Source organism: Streptomyces sp. PA03-6a, from assembly GCF_033792765.1.
Classification (GTDB): domain Bacteria; phylum Actinomycetota; class Actinomycetes; order Streptomycetales; family Streptomycetaceae; genus Actinacidiphila.
Map to the genome: position 1 here is coordinate 1 of NZ_JARAVK010000509.1, position 2309 is coordinate 2309.

1 protein-coding gene and 1 pseudogene are annotated in these 2309 nt (G+C 71.3%); one reads left to right on the forward strand and one right to left on the reverse strand.

What is annotated here, in order from left to right; genetic code table 11:
• Positions 1 to 38 precede the first annotated feature (38 nt).
• Positions 39 to 272: pseudogene (locus PV350_RS46145) on the reverse strand (RNA ligase family protein); the annotation flags it as partial.
• A gap of 184 nt (positions 273 to 456) precedes the next feature.
• On the opposite strand from PV350_RS46145, the gene PV350_RS46150 reads away from it, so the two are divergent.
• Positions 457 to 2190, forward strand: coding sequence for a hypothetical protein (locus tag PV350_RS46150; RefSeq protein WP_500339254.1), 1734 nt, complete (start codon positions 457 to 459; stop codon positions 2188 to 2190).
• Positions 2191 to 2309: the final 119 nt, after the last annotated feature.

Genomic DNA, 2309 nt, shown 5'->3' on the forward strand with positions numbered 1-2309 from the left:
GAAGGTCCAGTGTTTTAGAAAAGAAAAAAAATCGCAGGGGGCACCACCATGTTCATCAGGGACGGGATGCACGCCCGGGAGGGGTGGTGGGCCGAGTCGAGCGACCGGGCGTGCATCCCGTCCCGGTAGAGCGTGGTGTTCTCGCCGTCGAGTTTCTCGGTGACGACGACCTCGCGGCCCCGGAGCGCCCCGGCGTACCCGGCGCGTATGTCGTCCGGCGTGGCCCCGGGCGACCAGGGCAGGTGAGGTGTGCGTGGATAGTGCGTGCGCATGGTGCCGGATTCCCCCGTGACGATGTGGTGCGCGCTCACTGTAGGAGCGCGGGAGCCCGTGGGCCACCGGTTAATCGAGGTGCACCACCGGGGAGGAATGAATTCCGGGAAAACGAACGGTTAATGTGCGGCATCCCAATTCCCGATACATATAAGCTAATTAATTGGGTGCTAAGTTCTGCCCGTGAACGATTCCGGCTTCCTCACGCTCAACAGGCTGCTCCCCCTGCCGACACGTCGCCGCACCCTCCGGCCGGCGCTGTGGGGCGGGGCGCTCACGGCCGTCGTCCTGCTCGGCTACTCGGCGATCACCTCGGGCATGAACGGGGATCTCCGGTACGTCCTGGCCTGCCTGCGCAGCGCGAAGGGCGGAGGATTCTCGGTATCGGACACCTTCGTGCACCGGCCGCTGTTCTACCGCTGGTTCGTCGCCGGTCTGGACTCGCTCACCTTCGGATCGACCGCGACCCGCGAGATGATCATCCGCATCGCGGCCGTCCTGCTCTGCATGGCGACCGGTCTGGCCCTGCGCACGGCGCTGGCCCGGCGGCTCCCGCTGCGCGACGCGACGCTCACCGCCGCCGTGGTGGCGCTGGCACTGGCCTTCGCCCCGAAGATCGACTTCCTGCAGCCCGAGTGGACCGCGACCCTGCTGTCGGTCCTGGCGATCGCCGCCGCCCTCGGCATCGAACGGCCGTGGCCGGCGGCCGCCGTGGCGGCACTGCCGCTGGGCCTGGCGGTCATGATGAAGTACTCCACCGCGGCCACCGCCCTGATGGCACTGCTGGTGCTCTTCGCCGTCGACCGGATGCGCGCGGTGCGGCTCGGCCTCGTCACGGGCGTCTCCTCGCTGGTGCTCTTCGGGATCAGCGTCCTGGCCGGCTCCCGGGAGCTGCAGTGGGCCAAGGACATGCCGAAGATCAACCAGGGCGCCCTCACCCGCAAGGGACTCGACCCCTCCTTCCTTCTCGACAAGTCCGCGTCCTTCCTGGTGGACCGGGCCTACCTCAGCCCCGTCGTCGCGCTGCTGCCGGCGGCGCTGCTGCTGTTGCTGTCCCGCCAGGAGGACCGCCGCCGCCGCGCCGAACTGGCCGCGCTGGCCGTCCTGATCGTCCTGGTGTGCGTGGCCGCGGTCGCGGTGCAGGGCAACTGGTTCGGCTACCACGCCGCCTCCCTCCCGGTGGGCGCGGCCGCGCTGTGGGGCCTCGCGGTCGCCGCCTGGTACCGCGCGCACGGCAGGCCGCCGCTGTTCTTCACCGCGGTCACGGCGGTCTACGCGGCCTTCGTGCCGTTCGCCGAGCAGTCCCCGCACGCCGTGCAGGGCGTCACCGCCGGCTGGGCGGCCGCCCTCGTCGCACTGCTGGCCGCCACGGCCGACCTGCTGCTCGCCCGCAGGACCGCCGTACGCCCGGCCCGCCCCGGCCGGTTCGCGGCCGCCGCCGTCGCGCTCTCGGCGGTCGTCGGGGTCTTCTGCCTGGCCGCCGCGATCTGGCCCGGCTCGCCGCAGCTGATGAACGCCGGCCACGTCGTCTACGGCAACGGCGCCTTCGCCGCGCGGTCCGACCAGACCGCGGTGGAGGCCGCCGAGGTCAACCGGCAGATCCCGGACGGCGCGCCGGTCCTCTACCTCGCCTTCGGCGACGTGGCGTACTACGTGGGCCACCCGACGCCGTGCCGCTACCCCGTCCCGACGTTCCTGCAGCGCACCAAGTACCTGCCGGACGTCAACAAGCTGCCGTCCTACAAGGAGAACCTCCGCTGCGTCACCGAGGACCCGGCCTCCTACGCGGTCCTGCAGCGCTCCTGGTTCCAGCTCGCCAACATCGACAAGGCCCTGGCGGCCACCGTCGAGTCCACCTACGACTGCCCGCCCCTGACCGGCAACCCCCGCACCCCGGTGGTCTGCCGGCTCCGCTAGGCCCTTTCGTCACATCCCCGGGACGGGGCGGCCGGGACCTCCTCCCGGCCGCCCCGTCCCGTCTTGGGCCCCCCGTCCTGCGGTACCGGGGCCGCAAATTGCGTGGTGGGGGCGGGGGG